General features: G+C 43.6%; 14 protein-coding genes and 1 pseudogene. 10 read left to right on the top strand and 5 right to left on the bottom strand.

From position 1 onward, the window contains the following. Nucleotides 1-61 precede the first annotated feature (61 nt). A complete protein-coding gene (locus KQP79_RS19150) occupies nucleotides 62-301 on the bottom strand; it encodes a hypothetical protein (RefSeq protein WP_007568512.1) in 240 nt (79 codons plus the stop codon). Between the two features lie 14 nt (nucleotides 302-315). After that, nucleotides 316-794, bottom strand: a pseudogene (locus KQP79_RS19145) (YitT family protein); the annotation flags it as partial. Nucleotides 795-1,136: 342 nt separating this feature from the next. Between KQP79_RS19145 and KQP79_RS19140 the strand changes: the two are divergent. The 3 genes from KQP79_RS19140 to KQP79_RS19130 all read left to right on the top strand — a co-directional run bounded on the left by KQP79_RS19140 (nucleotide 1,137) and on the right by KQP79_RS19130 (nucleotide 2,321). Then, entirely contained in the window at nucleotides 1,137-1,343 is a 207-nt protein-coding gene (locus KQP79_RS19140) for a hypothetical protein (RefSeq protein WP_007568520.1), read from the top strand. A gap of 471 nt (nucleotides 1,344-1,814) precedes the next feature. Then, nucleotides 1,815-2,012 carry a helix-turn-helix domain-containing protein gene (locus tag KQP79_RS19135; protein WP_007570618.1) on the top strand — a complete coding sequence of 66 codons (198 nt, stop codon included), beginning with the start codon at nucleotides 1,815-1,817 and terminating at the stop codon, nucleotides 2,010-2,012. 15 nt (nucleotides 2,013-2,027) lie between these two features. After that, nucleotides 2,028-2,321: a helix-turn-helix domain-containing protein gene (locus KQP79_RS19130; RefSeq protein ID WP_007570616.1), complete on the top strand. Its 294-nt coding sequence runs from the start codon at nucleotides 2,028-2,030 to the stop codon at nucleotides 2,319-2,321. 67 nt (nucleotides 2,322-2,388) lie between these two features. Here the strand turns inward: KQP79_RS19130 and KQP79_RS19125 are convergent, their stop codons facing one another. The 3 genes from KQP79_RS19125 to KQP79_RS19115 form a co-directional block, all read right to left on the bottom strand. Continuing rightward, nucleotides 2,389-3,609: a site-specific integrase gene (locus tag KQP79_RS19125; protein WP_118236330.1), complete on the bottom strand. Its 1,221-nt coding sequence runs from the start codon at nucleotides 3,607-3,609 to the stop codon at nucleotides 2,389-2,391. 20 nt (nucleotides 3,610-3,629) lie between these two features. Next, nucleotides 3,630-5,039: a site-specific integrase gene (locus tag KQP79_RS19120; protein ID WP_264386544.1), complete on the bottom strand. Its 1,410-nt coding sequence runs from the start codon at nucleotides 5,037-5,039 to the stop codon at nucleotides 3,630-3,632. Nucleotides 5,040-5,686: 647 nt separating this feature from the next. Continuing rightward, nucleotides 5,687-6,601: a helix-turn-helix domain-containing protein gene (locus tag KQP79_RS19115; protein WP_004310595.1), complete on the bottom strand. Its 915-nt coding sequence runs from the start codon at nucleotides 6,599-6,601 to the stop codon at nucleotides 5,687-5,689. Between the two features lie 268 nt (nucleotides 6,602-6,869). Here KQP79_RS19115 and KQP79_RS19110 point away from each other — a divergent pair, with 268 nt between their 5' ends. The 7 genes from KQP79_RS19110 to KQP79_RS19080 all read left to right on the top strand — a co-directional run bounded on the left by KQP79_RS19110 (nucleotide 6,870) and on the right by KQP79_RS19080 (nucleotide 19,198). Then, entirely contained in the window at nucleotides 6,870-7,439 is a 570-nt protein-coding gene (locus KQP79_RS19110) for a DUF3575 domain-containing protein (RefSeq protein ID WP_004310597.1), read from the top strand. A 4-nt stretch (nucleotides 7,440-7,443) separates the two neighbouring features. Beyond that, nucleotides 7,444-8,748 carry a DUF3868 domain-containing protein gene (locus KQP79_RS19105; protein ID WP_004310598.1) on the top strand — a complete coding sequence of 435 codons (1,305 nt, stop codon included), beginning with the start codon at nucleotides 7,444-7,446 and terminating at the stop codon, nucleotides 8,746-8,748. A 59-nt stretch (nucleotides 8,749-8,807) separates the two neighbouring features. Next, on the top strand, nucleotides 8,808-10,379 hold the full coding sequence (locus tag KQP79_RS19100) for an Mfa1 family fimbria major subunit (protein WP_022200224.1): 1,572 nt from the start codon (nucleotides 8,808-8,810) through the stop codon (nucleotides 10,377-10,379). A 325-nt stretch (nucleotides 10,380-10,704) separates the two neighbouring features. After that, on the top strand, nucleotides 10,705-11,640 hold the full coding sequence (locus tag KQP79_RS19095; RefSeq protein WP_234120893.1) for a FimB/Mfa2 family fimbrial subunit: 936 nt from the start codon (nucleotides 10,705-10,707) through the stop codon (nucleotides 11,638-11,640). A gap of 27 nt (nucleotides 11,641-11,667) precedes the next feature. Next, nucleotides 11,668-13,677 (top strand): hypothetical protein, encoded by a 2,010-nt coding sequence (locus tag KQP79_RS19090; RefSeq protein WP_004310601.1) that lies wholly within the window; start codon nucleotides 11,668-11,670, stop codon nucleotides 13,675-13,677. A gap of 28 nt (nucleotides 13,678-13,705) precedes the next feature. Next, on the top strand, nucleotides 13,706-16,315 hold the full coding sequence (locus tag KQP79_RS19085) for a hypothetical protein (RefSeq protein ID WP_231106119.1): 2,610 nt from the start codon (nucleotides 13,706-13,708) through the stop codon (nucleotides 16,313-16,315). Between the two features lie 30 nt (nucleotides 16,316-16,345). Then, nucleotides 16,346-19,198, top strand: coding sequence for a hypothetical protein (locus KQP79_RS19080; RefSeq protein WP_022200222.1), 2,853 nt, complete (start codon nucleotides 16,346-16,348; stop codon nucleotides 19,196-19,198). Nucleotides 19,199-19,211: the final 13 nt, after the last annotated feature.

Here is a 19,211-nt window from a genome sequence, read left to right as displayed (position 1 = left end):
TTATCACAAGTTATGATAATTTCTCTGCAATGATTGTCTTCATACTTTTCTGTTTCGAATTTTACAAATTGTTTCTTAGGATTATTTGTGTGGAACATAGGTTTTCCAAAGTCGGTTTGTCCACGATAAACATCTCACAGTCCGTTTCCGCTTCTATCTCTATCGTTGATGCGGTCTGTCCATAGTAGCATGACATGCTTGCGGCCATTTCACCGCCGAATGCGAACCATTGCGTCACACCGCATCCTGTGTCGGGAACAAAAGCACGGCAGATGCCGCTTTTCATGATGATCATTATCATTTTTTATTTCTTTCTTATTCTACTTTGATATGATCGAATCCTTCTCCATAAACTCCTATAACGGCACTTTGTGAAACAAAAGCCTCCGTGTCTATATTTTTTATCAGCCGGAAGCTGACCGGCGCTTCCCTCTTCCCGGCTAATATAAACATCATCTTTACTTCTCGTCCTGTATAAAAGCCGGTTGTATTGATAATCGTCACTCCCCGGTGTGGGTATTCGTTGATATGCCGCCCTATTTCTTCATTTATTGGATATGATAAAGAACTGGATTGTCGGGTACTATTCATTGCCCTGGTCGATAGCAAAGCTACAAATATAAAGAGTTACAAACCCGTCACCACTTTTTCCCGGTCTTTCAATACAAAATGACTGGAGGAAATGATAATCATATCGCAGATAAGCACCGTTCTCCCAATGTGATGTTCCGGTCTTTGTTGATGATGGCTGCAATAATATCTGTACCTTCCGTACTTCCGTTTGCTGAAAGAGCCTCCCTATGGCAACTTCCACACTCCAACGACATAATCTATCACAATATCCGTAACTTGGTATGTCATTATCCCGATAATGCAGTCTGCCAATATCTCCATGACCTGATATATCACAATCCCGGCAACGTCGGGGAGAATCCAGACCTCCCGCCGGACAGCCGTTTGTCATGTCTTTTGCCGGTATTGACTATTCATGTCTATATATGACTATAGCTGACAAGGTACCCTTTCCCACGTTTATTCTTTTTTTCTTTGCGGCGTAGGACGATAATCCGTCATCGGGAACGTCCGCCTTACAAAACGCCCAATTGTCACATGGAATTAATGTATAAATCATAGTTATGGACAGCATTGAAAGGAAAAAACCAAATCCGTATCATATCAACGAGAAGGAGATACTGGATATAGTTGCCGCCAAAGGCTCATATTTGAGCTGCATTTCCGGGGATCTGGAAGAGGTGGTACCCCACAAGGAATCTTCATCCCGGCCGGAGAGTAAAAAGACGATAACGGAGGAAGAGGTAAAAAATATATTGAAGCCCTCCTGAACAACTTTTCATCCAACCGGCGCAAGCCCCTGCATATTGACGCACAGGTGTACGAATGTATCTCAGACATTGTCTGGGCGGTCAGACGTAAGGATTTCACTGTTTCCGGTGTTATAAGCCGCATACCGGTTGAACATATTAAGGAAAACGCCGACGTGATAAGGAAGATCACAGGACGGGATTACAAACTGTTCCAGCCGTAATATGACGGGAAATCCTCCTTAAAACGGCTCCGGAGGGGGAGTCGGAAACCACGACACCCAGCCGGAAGTGCCTTTGGAAAGTATTTTGAACTGTATTTCAATAATTTGAGTTCCTGACAGGAAGCAATTTTAAATAAAAACAAGAAAAATGGAAGTATATTACATTGAAGCCGGAATCTTTGAGGAGATGCTGGCTCGGACTGAGAGCCTGTCCGCACAGGCGGACCGCTTGTATGAAAAGAACAGGGAAAAGAAACCGGAAGAGTGAATGGACAACCAGGATGTCTGCCTGCGTCTTGACATCTCTCCACGTACCCTGCAGACTCTCCGGGATACCGGACGGCTGGCATTCACCCAAATCCAGCGGAAAATCTATTACAGGCCGGAGGACGTAGAAAAGCTGATGGCCTATGTCGCCATGAAACGCAAGGAAAAGGCGGTGAGAGAAAAAAGAAAGAATGAATAATTAATCGGAAGTAGCATGGAAGGGATTATTAGCAAAGAGACGGGCAGTGTCCGCCGGTTCTTTGGCCTGCTGGATAACATCCAGACGAAGCTGGAAAGGCTTGCGGAGGATAACCGCCCCCTGTTTAACGGCGAGCGTTTTCTCTCTGACAAGGAGTTGTCGGACCTGCTAAGAATCAGCCGCAGATGCCTGCAGGATTATAGGGACCAGGGGCGTATTTCTTATATCCGGCTGGGCGGAAAAATTTTGTATAAGGTATCCGACATTGAGAAACTCCTGGAGGATAATTATCATGAGGCCCTGATATAATCGGGGGCGTTCAATATTTAAGAATGCCGGCCGGAACCAATGTTTAATGGTTCCGGCCGGCATTTCATTATTCGGACATTTCCGTCAGAAGGACCGTATCCCCTTTCTGTCTTCTTTTCATCAGCTGGTCCATGTCACCGGATATCTTCCGGTCGGTAACCTGTGCATAGACCTGCGTACTGTTGATGTTCGTATGGCCCATCATCTTGGCGATGCTCTCTATCGGGATGCCGGAGGACAGCATCAGGGTTCCGAACGAATGGCGGGCCATGTGGTAGGACAGGTTCTCCTTCATGCCCAATGCCACGCCCATTCCATGTACCTCGTACCAGAGGACGTCGCGGACCGGCAGCGGGAATACCGGTCTGTCGTCATCCGTGGTGTTGTAAAGTTCCAGTATCTGTTCGGCTATGGGATGCAGCGGGATGAACGCCTCCACGTCCGTCTTGGCCCGGCAGACGCGGATATATTTTCTTCCTTCCGAGGTCTTTCCGATGTGCCGGGGATGGAGTGCTCTCGTGTCCGCATAGGCCAGACCGGTCAGCGAGGAGAAGATGAACGTCCTGCGTGCAAGCTCCATCATCGGGTCGGGCAGCGGGGTTTCCATCATCCGCTTCAACTCACCCCGGCTGATGTGCCTTAGCTTTAACGGTTCTTTCTTTTCATATGCCACATCCTCTATCGGGTTGGCTCTCAATATCTCCCGGTCCACGGCGATGTAGATGAGCCGGTTGAGCCAGCACAGACAGTGGTTCACGTGGCTGTTCCTGTAGCCCAGCTCCTTCTTAAGAAAGACCTTGAACGATTCGGCGAACTCCTCGGTGATGTCCGAAAAGGCGATGTCCTTCATTCCGCGGGATTCGATGAACTGTCTGAGATTGAGCTGCGTGGTCTTCGACTGGCGGTAGGTCGAGGTGGAGTTGATTTCTGCCGAGCGGATTCTCAAACGTTCGCGTTCCACCTCTCCGGCCTGCAGGAGGTATTCCGGCACGGAATTGGCACCTGACACGGTGGCCTTGAGCAGTTCGGCCGTGACCACTCCCTGGTTCCTCAGCAGGTTCCCGTACGCCTCTTCCAACCGGCTGCGGAAGGCGGCGAGGCGGTTGTTTTCCCTGACTGTTCTGATCTCACACTTCTTGCTGTCCCAGTCCTCCGGCCTGCAATAGATGCCGGTGGCAACGGCTGACTTCTTGCCGTCAATGCTGATCCGGCAGAGGACGGCGGTCGTGCCGTCCGATTTCACTTTGTTACGGTTGATGTAGAATAAGAGCTTGAATGTACTGCGCATGGTAATGATATTTTTTAGGGTTAAAGAATGAGTTTCAAATCACGGGTTGCCTCGATGAACCTGTCCATGTCCTCGAACAGCCGCTTCGGGCTGACACGGGCGTAAATTTGTGTGGTCCGGACATTGCTATGTCCCAGCATTTTGCTGATGGTCTCGATCGGTACTCCCTCCTCGAGCGTGACCAGCGAGGCGAAAGAGTGCCTCCCCATGTGGTAGACAAGGTCCTGGCTGAGTCCCGCCATCAGACGCAGGGCTTTCATATTTCCTCTGAGGGTATGGTAGTCCTGTGGTGGGAAAAGAGTCTCGCGGGTATCGTCCCGGTATTTCTCAATCAGCGCGACGGCTTCCGGAAGCAGCTTGACACGTCCGAGGTAGTCGGTTTTCTTTCTACGGTACTTCAGCCAGAGGCTGCCCCCGTCGTCAGTGAAAAGGTTCTCCCGGGTGATGCTTACCGCATCCGCGTAGGCGGTGCCGGTGTAACAGGCGAAGAGGAAGAGGTCTTTGGTGATAATATGTGACCTGCGTTTTTCCGGTATCTCCAGATCACGCAGTTTCTCGAAATTCTCACGGCTCAATGCCCTCGGCGTACTTTCCTTCTGCTTGGGCAGCTTGAAGTGGCAGAAATGGTATTTCTCCGAGTGGCCCTCCTTGTAGGCGATGCGGCAGATCTTTTTCAGGATGGCCAGGTAGCCGCGAAGCGTGTCCACGGCATATCCCTTTTCCAGAAGGATGAAATCCTGGTAGTCGCGGATGAACTGCTCGTTGAGCTGCCCGAAGGCAAGGTCCGGAACCTTGAATTTCGCCTTGATGAATTCGGAAAGCGTGCGGTAGGTGAAGAGGTAGGTCGAGAGTGTGGTGGGCGCACGGNCAAGGTCCGGAACCTTGAATTTCGCCTTGATGAATTCGGAAAGCGTGCGGTAGGTGAAGAGGTAGGTCGAGAGTGTGGTGGGCGCACGGTCCACACCAACACGGGCCTTCATTTCCCCGTTATGCCGGTCGAGAAGTTTGAGCAGGGTCATCTGCATGCCCGCATTGCCCTGGAACATGTCCCTGACCGCAGCGGCATCGAAATCCCTTTTTCTTTCCATGAGGGAATTGAAGGCCGAGTGTATGGCAAGCAGCAGTCTTTCTATTTTTTCATTGGTCTCCACCGCTTCCCGGCTCTTGCCGTTCAGCCGGCTCTCACGCGCGTTCCACAGCCCGGGGGTGCAGGAGAGCTTGCAGCTGAACTGCGCCATCGTGCGGTTGAGGGTGATCCGTCCCATGATCGGGGCNCGCGCGTTCCACAGCCCGGGGGTGCAGGAGAGCTTGCAGCTGAACTGCGCCATCGTGCGGTTGAGGGTGATCCGTCCCATGATCGGGGCCTTGCCGGTCTTGCCCGGCTCGCTCTTTTTCAGGTAGAGCAATACCTTGAATTTTTCCACTTTCATACGCTCTTTTTTAGGTTGTAAAAATACTCCTTTCAAAAGCGTTCTTTGGTATGCAAAACATTGATAAACAGTGAATAAAAATCCGTTCTGCCTCTACCGGTAAAAATCCGGTTACCTGCCGTTGTTTCCGAAACAGGCGGCTAACAGTCTGGTAACTGAAACGCTGCAATATTTTGTTTTATTTTGCAGGTCTGACTATCATGCAATTCTTGTAAAATGCTTAATTATAAACGATTTACGTTTAATTCGCACCATTCTGTTTTTTATTGCATTTCTAAATATTACTTATATCGGCCGCCATACCTGGGCTACCCTTGCCCGTGACTATGGAGCACCAATTTCTGTGATTAGTGCCGGACTAGGGCACACTTCGGAAGAAATGACACGCGTCTATTTGAAAGATTTCGATGTATTCATGCTTAATCAGGTGAACAGCATGGTTACAAATTTATCCAAGTGAAATGAAAATTTGTAATATAATCCGTTGAAAATTAGAAGATATAATATTTTTATTTATCTTTGCGATATTGTAATCTATTCTGTAATAGAGATTATATTAAAATCTCTTTGTTGTTTTGAACTATTTCACGCTGCAAAGTAAGCTTATTTTTTTATAATATAAATTGTCATAAAGTACATTTTTTTATTCATTTTGTACACGTTGCGTGGTTATCCTCATAAATAGGGCTGTTTTCGGTTTGGCAGCGTTCCATTAACTGTTTGGCGGTGCATCCGAAATATAGTTTGCAGTGACGGTTGAAGTTACTTTGCGAATCAAATCCCAATTCTTCAACGGCGTCTTTTATACATACTCCCGGTTCGGTCATTTTTTCGAGTATCCTTTGGTTCTTTTGTTTCAGCATCCATTGTTTGGCAGTCATTCCGAACACCTCGTTGAATTTGGAAAAGAAGCGGCTTCTTCCCAGGTTCGATAGTGAGATGAGCTGTTCTATATTATCCACTTTGGTATGGTTACGCATGACAAAATCCTTGAAGTCTATTTCTTTTCCGATGATAGGGTGAAGCAGGGTTGCAATCTCCCGCTTCTCATAAAATCCGCGCAGGAGAAAGAAGAATTCCCGTTGCATCAGGGTGTGCAGGTGTGCACAACTCATCCCGTTCTTGATACAGTGGGTTAACACTTCGAGGAATGGTGTCAGTGGGTAGTGTATTCTAATCGGTGAGAAGTCATATTCAATGTTGTTGCATAGCTCTGATAAAGATTGCAATATGAGCTTGTCACAGTTTCCTTCGGGCATATCGAAAAACATGGAGAGCAGGCTTGAACCGTTTTCTCCAATTCCCTTCAGCCGGGAAGAACGGGGGATGAGTATCATCTCTCCGGCATGAAACGATCTGTTGTGGAACTGGTTGCAAGTTATGGTGAAATCACCTTTCAGGAAGAATAGAAGATAATTCTTACTTGTAGTGTCTTCCTCAAATTCTGTGTTCTTATCGAACTCCAAATACTTGAATCCGGTTTCAATCGTTGTCATGTAGTTTTGGCATGACAGGTGTTCTTCGATGTACAGCAATTCGCTTTTCATAAGTTTTGTTTCCATGGCAATAACTGTTTTGATTGTTTGGTCTGTTACCTATCTGTTTGTTTCACAATTGTTTCAGTATCTGTATTTTTAATGAATTATATATCAGAATATTATTTTCTGTTTTGTTTGCTATGATTCATTTTATCATGATACTGAAACGTTATATGGGTGCTTTATGTGATATAAATCATTGGTAATTAGGTTTTTATTGTTTGTATTCTTTTGTTTTATCTCTATTACAGAATAGAGATGCAAGAAAAGCAACAATAAATAATAAGATGACATGAAGAAATATCTATGTTTAATCGGTGTCTTGGGAGTACTCCTTTGCAATACGGCCAACTCTTATGCCCAAAAGGTTGCGGTAAAGACCAATTTGCTTTATGACGCTACTACTACAATGAACCTGGGGCTGGAAATAGGCCTGGGCAAGAAATGGTCTCTCGACTTATCCGGAAATTATAACCCCTGGAAGTTTGATGATGAAACGCGCCTGCGCCACTGGGGCGTGCAGCCGGAACTTCGCTACTGGCTTTGTGAGAAATTCAACGGCCATTTTCTGGCTCTGCACGGACATTACGCCAAATACAATGTGGGCGGAATGTCATTTTTGAGTGATAACATGGAGCGCCACCGCTATCAGGGACATTTGTGGGGCGGCGGAATATCCTACGGCTACCAGTGGCTGCTCGGCAACCGCTGGAGTATGGAGGCTGTGCTTGGAGTCGGCTATGCGCGGTTGGATCATTCCAAATATCCTTGTGCCACATGTGGAACCATTCAGAAAAGTGAGAAGAAAAACTACTTCGGCCCAACAAAAGCTGCAGTGAGTATCATATACATTATAAAATAGGCTAATGATGAAAAGAATCTGTATATACGTGACCTTGGGACTGCTAGGCGCAGTTTCCGCCCATGCCCAAGAGATAAATATCGGACAAGCCGTTGCCCGGAAAATAAGCGATGACAAAGTGGAAGTCTCATTTAATATGGATTGCAGCACGCTGCGGCTCCCTTCACGCCGACAGATGATAATCACTCCTTTGATAATCAGCCGGTCGGAAAGCGATACACTCGCCCTGCCTTCAGTTTGCATTGCAGGCAGAAACCGTTATCGCATGAACAAGCGGAAAGAAAGTCTGTATGGCAAAGAACCGGCTGCGGGAGAGGGACAGGAAATGATTCGTTTTAACAGGAAACGGGATATGTTGTTAGAATATAACGAAACAGTTCCGGCACAGGAGTGGATGTCCGGAGCACGTGTCGAGATATTCCGTGAATTACAGGGATGCGCAGGTTGCGGAGAAGCACTGGGTAATGCTCCCGTTGCGGAGCTTCCTTTATTCAAAGAGGTAGTGGAACGCCCGAATCTGGAAATAATGGTGGCACAGGCAGAGGAGAAACGTCGTTCTTTCACCCGCAGTGCATATCTTAATTTTAAAGTGAACCAGTCGGCATTGCTTGCCGATTATATGAATAATCCTACCGAACTGGCTAAAATCCATTCGTCCATTGATTCTATCCGTGAAGATGATAACTATCGTATTGCCCGGATTAAGATAGTGGGCTACTCATCGCCGGAAGGCAATTATGACGGCAATGCCCGCCTTTCCGAACAACGTGCGAAAGCGTTGGTACAAAACCTGAAACATGCCTATAAGCTGGACGACAGTATGATAGAATGCCGTTTGGTGCCGGAAAACTGGGAGGGACTAGCTGCATGGTTGTGCGAATACCGTCCTTCCTATATGCAGAAAGTACTCGATATTATCGGGCAGACTCCCGAACCGGATGCGCGCGATGCGAAGATAAAAGCTATCGATGGCGGAAAAATATATAATGCCTTATTGCAAGAGGTATATCCGAAGCTGCGCTTAGTGGAATATACAGTCAGCTATACAGTGGTTCCGTTCTCTGTAGAGCAGGGACGGGAAATCATCAGAACACGTCCCGATAAGATGAACCATAACGAAATGTATCAGGTCGCAGTCAGCTACGGCAAAGGTTCGGACGAATACAACAGGATTATCCGGATGATTGCCGACCGTTTTCCGAGTGACAGGATAGCTAACAATAACGCCGCTATCGTGGCTTGGGAAATGGGAGATTACGACGCGATGCGGGTGTACCTGAAACGTTTGGAAGGTATAAAAGCTGAATAATATAATCTGAAACTTATACTTAGTAATTAACATTTTAGTATTCATTAAATTTTAAAACAATGAAATTGGACAAATCTTTTTTAACGCTGTTTGTCGGACTGGCGATGGCAGCATGTAGTAATGATGAAGAGATGGCAACCGGCGGACAAGACCTGTTGCCGATAGACGGCAGGGAGGCTTATATGTCCGTAGTTGTAGATATGCCTAAAAGTACGGAAACACGCGCTCCTGGAGAAAATCACGGAACAGCGGACGAACAGAATGTAAACGAAGTACTCCTTGCATTGTTTGATGCATCAGACGTTTGTTTGGAGACAAAGACATTGGCTTCGACCGAGTATATTTTGAATGTAGGCGGTAATCCTGCAGCAGGGACCGGAAATGCATTCAAAGTTCCTTCTACTACCGCCAAAGTACTGGCAGTAGTCAATCCGAGCGACAAGTTCAAAGCTGCCTGTGTGGCTTCCGCTTCCTGGTCTGTCATTAACGGTGCGGTAGAGCAGACACTTGACGAAGTGATTGGAGCAACAAAGGACAACTTTATGATGATTAATGCCGGCGACAATGCAAATCCGGCTAACGGAGCACTGGTGACAGCTAATGTGAAGGTGGTTGATGGAACGTCTATTGCTGACGCTACTGCCGCGATTGCCGCTGCCGAAGCTGACCGTTCACTTATTCATGTAGACCGTGTCGTAGCCAAGGTTTCTTTAGGAACAAATCCGGACGGCGTCAAGGTTCCTGCAGGAGTGACTTGTACATTCGGCAACTGGGCATTGAATGTTACCAACAAGAGCATGTTCCCGTATGCTGAAATCGTAATGCCCGCCGGAGGTTCTGCAGGTGCGGATTATAGAATTGACCCGAACTACGAACTGGCAGGATTCAATGTGTCACAGTTCAACTATCTGAAAGTTGCTGACGACGGAACTTTGCCTGCTGATTTTTCAGCTATGACGGATAGCAAATACTGTCTTGAGAACACAATGGCTGCCGACGCACAAACCCAGGCACAGACTACAGCTGCCGTAGCAAGTGCGGTTTACACTCCTAATTCATTTACAGCAGGCGATAGCTGGTTCCGCCTTTTGGGTGTCACTTATAAGACACTGGCTGATTTGCAGGCAGTATATAATGCTGCAAAAGCAGTTACTTCACCGGATGCATTGCAAACACAGATAATCACTCTTTGTGACCAGTTCTATGCACGTATGTCTGCTGCCGCTACTGCACAAGGCAAAACTGTCGGTGCTGATTTTGCCGCTATTACTCTCGCCGAACTGGACGCTATTGCGAACGGTGGTGAATACTCCAAGCCTGATGCAACAGCCGGTGAAACCGTAGGTGTAGAATACTTCCAGAAAGGTGTATGCTATTATAACATCCTCATCCGTCATGACGATGCAATCACCGCCACAATGGCACTTGGCAAATACGGTGTTGTACGTAACAACTGGTACACATTGACTATCAACAGCGTGAAACAACCGGGTACTCCTTGGATTCCTGATACCACAGATCCTACTGACCCTGAAAAACCAGGTGAGAATGATGATGACGCTGAAGCATATCTCTCTGTAAGTATTACGATAAATCCATGGACTACCTGGAGTCAGGGAGTGGATTTGTAGTGATAACTATATTGGGCTAAAATAACAATTAAAATAATAAGAAGGCGTTATGATACGGCGCAGCTTGTCTTGTGACGCCTTCTTTTTTTCCTCTTTTCGTTTTTGTTCAGCCGGCGGAGGCTTATTTCCGTGAATCAAGACCTTGATATAAAAAACTGATAAAAACAGGTCTTACCATACAGGCAAGTTTCGCGACTTGTCAACTAAAGCAGATTATTCCGAGAAAGGCAAAAGTCGCTTTTCCACACTATATATGAAACTAGAAAAATAAATAGACCCATAGATTATGAGAAAGATAATGAATACAAAAGGTGCTGTCTGACGGATGAATTATGGAAGTTGCCTGTTGTTATTGCTTGTACTCTTTTCCTGCACATCCATTGATGAGACACTACCGGAATGTCAGTTGTATGTTCGTTTCCGGTATGACTATAACATGGAGTTTTCCGACGCTTTTGCGGCTCAAGTGAATCGTGTCGACGTGTTTGTATTTGACAAGGAAGGTACGTTTATCATGAAGAAGAGCGAGCAGGGAGAAACTTTGGGCAGCGGTAGCTACCGTATGCCGTTGCCGCTTCCGGTCGGTGAATACCGGATAGCCGCTTGGGCGGGAGTGAGCGATGACTTTGAAATGCCGGAACTGGTTGCCGGGAAATCAACATTGGAAGACTTGATGGTAAGAATGAAACGGAAAGAGTCATTGGTGCACAATAAAGCTCTGAACCCGCTTTGGTATGGCGAGGTGAAGACTGTCGACTTTACCGGCAGACAGGAACAGACGGAAATGGTCTCTCTGATAAAGGATACCAATAAATTCCGCTTTATCTTGCAAAAGTCCGGTCCGGGAGAAGAACTGGATATGAGTGATTGCCTGTTCGAAATCCATGCGGACAACGGATATTATGACTGGAATAATGACTTGCTGGATGACGACGTGATTAGTTATCAGCCCTATCATTTGGAAAAAGTGGAAGATGTGGGCATTGTGGCGGAAATGAATACCATGCGCCTGCTCGAACATAAAAAAGTATATCTGACGCTTACACGCATGTCGGACAGTAAGGAACTGATGAAGGTTGACCTAATACCTTACCTGCTGCTTACAAAAATGGAAGGGCACAATATTCCGGCGCAGGAGTACCTCGACCGTCAGAGCGAGTATGCGATTGTCTTTTTCTATAACCCGGAATTATTGAATTTCCTTTCCACGAAGATTGTGATTAACGGCTGGACTATCTGGTTGAAAGGTGAAGACCTTTAGTAAACGTAAACTATAACGGCAAATGATATGAGATATACAAAATATAAATGGATGATGTGGCTTGTGCTGCTTTGTTTCTCATGTGTGAATGAGGAACAACGTGCAGTTCTGTCGGATGAACCGGGAAAGGTGCGAATGAATATGAGTATCAGTACACGTGCTACATATGATCCTGAAGTATTGAACGAAAATGAAACGCGTATCAACCGGTTACGTCTTTACGTTTTTGATGGCTCTACTTTAGATAAGATGTATTATTGGTCGGATTTGAATATAAATGATGGTGTATACGTTACTCCGATATTTCTAGTAAAGGCTGCTACTGGTAAAACGTTTTATGCCATTGTAAATGAGCCAACGGATATGGATTCCCGTGCTTTATTGGAAGCAGTGGATCATCCGGGTGATTTGGCTGAAATACAATACAGGAGACGTGATATAATGGATTATTGGAATCCTAATATAATGGGCTACTATAATGATTATTGTTTGCCGATGTATGGAGAACTGACAGGAGTGGACGCATTGGAAGGGACGACACAAACAATCAATCTGCAAGTAGACCGAGCTGTTGCGAGGGTAGATGTTTATATGAGGAGGGAAATAGGACAGGATGAAAACTACTGGGAAAACAGGCTTTATATTGAAGAGTTAGGAGTGGATCGTATATCAGATATTGGATTTATATCGCCTGTCCGAGTGCCGGATAACCGTTACGATAATATCTATTTTATGGACAGAAAAGAAATCAGAGAAGAAGTATATTCTGATGATAAAGGAGAATTATTATATTCTTTTTATGTTCCGGAAATGGAGTGTATATATGATAAATTATCCTTAGATTTCCATTATAGATATGAAACGGGATATGATGGTTGTGCTTGGGTCGAGTTGGGCGGATATGATCCTTATACCGGTTATCTCTATGGAGAAATTCTAGAAAAAATAGAACGTAACCATGTATATAAACTTTTTTGCCGTTTTACTCAAAAAACAGCTAAGTTTAAACTAAATCTGACAGTGTGTCCATGGGAATATCTTCCGCCACAGGCAGAAGAGGTGAAGGGAGAAGTTAAGATGACGAATTGTTATATGGTAGCTCCGGGCGGAAGGGTGGATATTCCTACTGAAAACGTATATAAGATATGGGCTCAACAAGTAGAGTTTGGCAATATTCCAATTCCGGATGGAGACGTAATGGCAGAACTCGTATGGCAAGATGAACAAGGAGTTATTGCGGACGGAGGAATCACGGTGGTCAATGCTTTGGAGCGCGAGAGGGCTTACTTGCAGGTAAGGACGGCAAAAGAGGGAAATGCGGTTGTTGCGATGAAAGTAAACGGCGAGATTTATTGGAGTTGGCATATTTGGTGTACAGATTATGAACCAAATGTAACAGAAGGACAGAAGTTTTTTAATAATTTGGTTTGGATGGATAGAAATCTGGGAGCTATGACTAATGAATATACAATTGACGGTGGAGTAAAAGGTTTACTGTATGAATGGGGACGTAAAGATCCTTTTCCTAGTGCTGAAAATTGGACTCAAAAGGAAAAAACACTTTATACGGAAAATAGTGTAACCAATGTCCGTTTTAAAGTAGCTGAAGTGGAAAACTTAGTAGAGTCGGTTCGTGAACCTCTAACTTATATAACTAATGAGCGAAGTTGGGGAGACTGGTATACAAATTCGGTGTCATTAATGAATTATTCATTATGGTTGCCAAATAATAAAACAATATTTGATCCATGTCCGATAGGTTGGCGTGTTCCCCCAGACAATCAACCTTGGAAGGGATTACAAGCTGGTTCAACTGAGAGTACACAAGGTATTATTCATCCAGAAGCAGGCTATTATCCAAGATCAGACAAACGTCTGCCTCAAGATGGTCGTCTTATATCTGGATTGTCGCATTGGGCATCTGTAGCTTCAGTAAATTCAGTTTATCCTTTAGGGGGATATGGTTATGGCTTGGGACAAGAATGGCAACCGTTTTGGCGGGCAGACGGACGTTCTATACGTTGTGTTAAAGAATAAACTAAGAATAGCAGAAATAATATATAGTATGAAAAAGTACATTGTATATCTAATATTATGCTTTGTAAGCTGTTTTATATTCTCATGTACTTCAGTGTATGAGAAGGGAGACACCTCATGCATACCGGAAGGAATGGAGAGGCTTACTTTTAAAGTCATAGTGTCTTTTTCTAAAGTTGTGGGTTCTAATACACGCAGCATTGCTTTAGAAAAAGAAAATGAGATAAAAGACTTGTTTGTAAAAATAGGTTGTTATGATGGCGACCATTACAGAAATTTCTATTCTACGCAGAATGGAACAATATATCTTGATTCCTATGTTTATGAGGATAGTATATATAGGGCAAGTATTGAAGTGCCTGTTGGTACATTTAGAGATGGAGATAATATTTATGTGTGGGCAAATCAAGAATATCCGATTGATGTCACTTCAGAGGAGGAATTGACAACTCCGTTATATATGTCCGGGATAGGGACAATAAGAGATAGGTGGGGCGGTGGTCGTGAGTTTGAGGCTGATGTACATTTACTTCGTGGAGTCGCTAAGTTACGAACCGTGGTTCGTACTACAAAACGCTCCGTTCTAGGGTCATGGAATATTAATATAAATCAGGTAGAGACTCAAATACTTCATATGCCTTTGTGTATTCGTCCATTTGCACCTTTTGAGACTCACCGTAATCCTGCTGCAAATGATTGGTGGAATGACGTATATCACAGATATATAGATTGTACTTTAAAAAATGTTGATTGGTGGTTTCGATGGGAAAATTCTCATTTATTATCATCCGTTGAGTTACCGATAGATGACGGGGTAAATGTTGATAAAGTAGCGGAGACGTCTTATGACCGCTATATTTATGAGAACTGGTTAGAGAATGAATCAGACTATGATGAAAATACGAATGTTACAGCTTTGAAAGTCAGGATTCCTTTGTGGAATAATGAAACTGGAGAAAATCGCACGATTGAACGCGTTATTCCCATTAAAACAAATGATAGTTATCGAATATTGAGGAATCATATTTATACAGTGGACGTGAGGGTGCTAAGTCTTGATAAAGTGAAAATATTCACGAATATGCTCGATTGGGAAGATGTAGGCGTTACAGGTGATATTGTAGGAGGCGTTGACTTTGATATAGACAGGACAAAAATAACTTTGATTAAAGATATTGTCGACCCGGTGAAACTGCTGAAAGTGGACTGTCATGCTCCGGGACGCTTACAAATCAGAGCTTTGAAGCCTAATAAGACAGATTTAATATCAACAACAGATTTACAGTTATATTGCAATGGAATAACGGAAACGGATAAACTGGCGGATAACAGTGGCATTTATGACCTCACTGCCGCACAAGTAATGAATTTCTATTGTACCACCGGTAGTGTTCCCGCCAATTATGAAGGTGGTTTTATAGAAATTTCTTCCGACAATGTGCATGTGGAATATATTCCTGTCAGTTCATTGGATACTTTTACTCCGTTAGACACGGAAGGGACTGCCAATAGTTATATAGCAGATAGAGGTGCAGGTTCTTATTCTTTCACTGCTACCATAATGGGAAACGGAGTGGACGGTATTATTGACGAAGGGAAGTTTGAAGACGCAAGTGGCAATATCTTGACAAAAGCCGGTGGTGCCAATATTCATCCTTTATCGGCCAAATTGCTTTGGCAGGACACGGATGAACTGGTGGAACAAGTTGCTTTAGTCAATGGCAGGGTTCAGGTGAAAATGGGACGAAGCCGGGGAAATGCAGTGATAGCTGTTTATGATAAGACTAATCCTAATGCGGAGGATGCGAAAGTGTTGTGGAGTTGGCACCTTTGGTGTACGGCTACCCCAAAGATACTGGAATTCGTCACTTCGATATATACGGGCAATAACTATAAAGTGATGGATCGTAATCTTGGTGCGACTGCTACTAAAGCGTATTTAGGCACTGTTCAAGGATTGCATTATCAATGGGGGCGTAAAGACCCGTTTTCGGGTTCATTGACTTATGATGGCATACGTACTATTTTATATGACGTAAGAAGTGGTCAGGTCGTATATAAATATTCCGATGAACGAGTGACTGCCGGTCAAGCTATAAGTACTCCGAGTTCCTTGTATAGTCCAAGGAGAGGATTGGGGAGTGAATCTTGGTGTACGAAAACAACAGAACTGAAATATCTGTGGGGAAATCCGGACGGAGAACAGGATGTTTTCCCTAAAGAAACATTAAAATCGTTGTATGACCCTTGTCCGTATGGTTATAAAGTTGCACCGCATGACGTTTTTAAAATCTTGAGTAAAGGTGAGATCGCCATATTCCCCCCGGCCGGAGCGTCACTTGGGGATATGTATTTCATAAAAAGTTATTTTGCGAATGGATCAACCTTTTATTATGATAATGCAGGGATTGATGAAACGAAGCTAATTTATTTGCCGGAGACTTATAGACCTAATGGTGATGGTATAAAGTTAGGAAAACGGGGAGTTTACTGGTGTTCTTCACCTCATCCTGCTGACAAAGAACATAGTGGGCTCATGTTTAACTTTCATCCATATACTGCTATGGACTTTGAATATAATATATATAATCCGGTGGTTACTTCAACGCCTGCTTCGATACGCTGTGTAAAGGAATAATTCATTAGAAATCTAAAAAGTATGAATGAAATGAAAATAACAATACAACAATACTTGTTCGGGATATGTCTGTTGGTTTTCTTCGCTTTTAATATGTTGTTAGGTGGTTGTAACGATGACACTGAAATGGAAATGATTAATTCCTCTCAAAAAAATGTCATCAGCTTATCTATCCCGGATGCGGAATTGGTACAGGTACGCAGTGTGGCGAATGAATCGGAATGTAAGATTAGTGGCATACAGGTGTTCGTATACAATGATTCTCACGCCTCATCCCCTGTATATTATCAGGAGGGTAAAGCTGATTTGTCCTTTTTGTTTGGAAATGGAACCGCATCGCCGACTGTGACATTGAAAGAATACATTCCCGCTGACAAAGAACGAATTTATGTAGTTTGTAACCTGACTAATCGTTCTTCTGCATCAGGAGCAGGTGATTTTCTTATAAATAAAACGGCTAGTGAAGAGCAGTTGAGGAATTATACTAGTCAAGGAATGATGAAGGGCTTTTCCGGTCTGCAAAGTGAAGGGCGGACTATTCCGATGTACGGTTGGATAGAATGGAATGAAAAGGCTAGCTCTAATGTTTGCCTATTGACCCGTTGTTTGGCAAAGGTTACAGTAGATGCCGAGACGGATTTGTTTTCCGGTAAACAAGTCTATTGGGAATGGAGAAATCTGAATTATTCGGATTTTACGTTAGATAGCGAGTATAAGGGAGGAATCTATCAGGGCAGTATCAACGAAAGCGGCAGTTCAGAAAAGCATGATTTACTTTCCGCTACAACTCCTTTGGATGTAACGAAAGGATTGGTGACAAGTTACTATCCTTTGGAATATGGACACTCCATTTACGCTTTAGGAAATAAGGTTGATAAGAAAACATTCTCCAAAGATCGTGCAATGTTGCTTCTTGTAGTCCGGAATCCGGACGGTTCGAATAAAGAGTATTATCGTTTGGATTTCCTGGATAAGGAAACCGGGCAGTATCTGGATATAATACGTAATCATTCTTATCGCTTTACTATTGCCGAGCTAAAGAATAAGGGATATGATACGGAACTGGAAGCCATTCAAAATCCGGGAAGTAATATCGAGTATACGGTGACGGTTTCGGATAATTGGTCGCGGGGATATGCTTCTAACGGCCAGTACTTGGTAAAAACGGATAGGGAAGACCTTAAGTTGATAGAGAATGGCATCACAGACCCGGTAACAATGGTAAAATTTGAATTGCAGGCTGATGAGACAGGGAATGTTGATTTAAATAATGTCACTACCCGTAAAGTTCGTATTTTAAATTCTGACAAGGAAACTTTGGTCTCTTCATCTGATGTGTGTCTGTTTTATAGCGTAGATAATAAGAACTTGATGCAGGTAAAGGGAGAAGATGGACTTCCGATAAATGAGGCGAATCTTCCACAAGGTAGTAATGTATATTGGATTTATTGCAATGTACCAGGAGATTCTTCACTAAAGGAAGGATATTTGGAGATAACCATAGGTAATATTGTGAAGTATATCCCTTTTAGTATCATACCTCATTCTGAAGCGATTGCTGTGGATGAAGACGGTCCGGCAAATTGCTTTATTACTCCGGTGACTTATGGTCTTTATTCGTTTGATGCTACGGTGATAGGAAACGGGACGGATGGTATAGTAGGAGAAACAAGAATATATACATTCGGTTATATTTATGATGAACAAGGACGTTTAGATAAGGGGCAGATTATAGGTGATGATGCAGAAGTGTATCATTTTAAGGATGCTTTAGGGAACGATATTTCAAATTCTAAAAATGTTAGAATAACTCCTCTTTCTGCAAAGTTGATTTGGCAAGATGTGAAAAATCTGATTTCACAAGTTGCATTTAATGCTACTACTAATCGGGTTGAATTTTTGAGTAACGGTGCAGGAAATGGGGTCATTGCAGTTTATGATAAATCAGATCCGAACGCGGAAGATGCAAATGTGCTTTGGAGTTGGCATGTCTGGTGTACGGAGAAACCTGATATTATTGAACTGGGGTTACCTACTAATGGAGAAACTTATAGTGGAAAAAACTATAAAATAATGGATCGGGATTTAGGAGCAACAACAACGATACCAGATATATTGACTACATGTGGCTTAGGTTATCAATGGGGACGTAAAGATCCTTTTATTGGGCCTGCTTCCCTTGGAAGTATTGAAAATGCTCCTATCTATGATATACGAGGATCTGATTTGAATTTTAAGGAAGTAAATAAAACAGAAAATGTAGGTACAATAGAATATGCGATAAAGCATCCGGAAGAGTTTATTATGATGAATGAAAATGTTGAGAATAGTGATAATGACTGGCTTTATTATAATGAGCCAGAACCTGCAGGGAATCAGTATTTATGGGGAAATCCATATTCCGTACATCATATGGTAAACATAGGAAAAATCATGAAAACAATTTATGATCCGTGCCCTGCTGGATATAAAGTTCCCCCGCAAGATGTTTATGGGGCGTTTTTGAAGAATCCTGTTATAGAATATGTGGGAGAATACAATAATCAGACTAACGCTTATATTCAAAAAGAAGATTTTTATCCTCTTTTAGCTACAGAATATGGAGCTTATTTTCATTATGGAAAAAATGGAGATCATTCAGTCTATTTTATATCCGGTTCACATCGTTATGGAAGAATTGAATTCAAAGGGTTAAAGCCATTCTTCTATACAGGACATACAAGTGGAACTGGTACTAAAGGTAGGAGGAATGGTAATAATTCAGTATTGACATTATCGCTATTTATAAAAAATCCTATAGTAGCGGACTATGGATTCGGAGGTGGTGATGGTTGGGATGATCGTGCTACGGCTGGTTCTATCCGCTGTGTCCGTGATGAATAAACATATAAAATCA

The sequence above is a fragment of the Bacteroides sp. DH3716P genome, assembly GCF_025914115.1.
GTDB lineage: Bacteria > Bacteroidota > Bacteroidia > Bacteroidales > Bacteroidaceae > Bacteroides > Bacteroides ovatus.
This window is presented reverse-complemented; position numbering and strand designations above follow the sequence as displayed.